Annotated in this window: 1 protein-coding gene; it reads left to right on the top strand. The window is 60.5% G+C overall.

Annotation, left to right across the window (positions count from 1 at the left end):
• Positions 1–2: 2 nt before the first annotated feature.
• A partial coding sequence (locus A3728_RS17970) for an OB-fold nucleic acid binding domain-containing protein (protein ID WP_236630553.1) occupies positions 3–365 on the top strand: 363 nt, incomplete at its 3' end.

The raw sequence follows: 365 nt of genomic DNA, 5'->3' as shown, positions 1-365 counted from the left end.
GACTGAGCAAGGAAAACGTAGGCGAGACCGTCCGGCTTGCCGGTTGGGTGCACCGGGTGCGTGACCACGGCGGCGTGCTGTTCATAGACCTTCGTGACCACTATGGCATCACGCAGGTTCTCTGCGATCCGGACAGCCCGGTTTTCAAAAAGGTCGAAAAGGTGCGGGCCGAATGGTGCATACGCATTGACGGTGTGGTGAAGGCCCGCGCCGAGGAATTGGTGAACCCCAAGATCCCCACAGGGGAGATCGAGGTCTACATTCGCGACCTGGAGGTATTGGGCGCCGCGGCGGAACTGCCGCTGATGGTTTTCGGCGATCAGGAATACCCCGAGGAGACGCGCCTGCGCTATCGTTATCTGGAC

It is taken from the genome of Sulfitobacter sp. HI0040 (assembly GCF_001634885.1).
In the GTDB taxonomy this organism is placed as follows: domain Bacteria; phylum Pseudomonadota; class Alphaproteobacteria; order Rhodobacterales; family Rhodobacteraceae; genus Sulfitobacter.
This window is presented reverse-complemented; position numbering and strand designations above follow the sequence as displayed.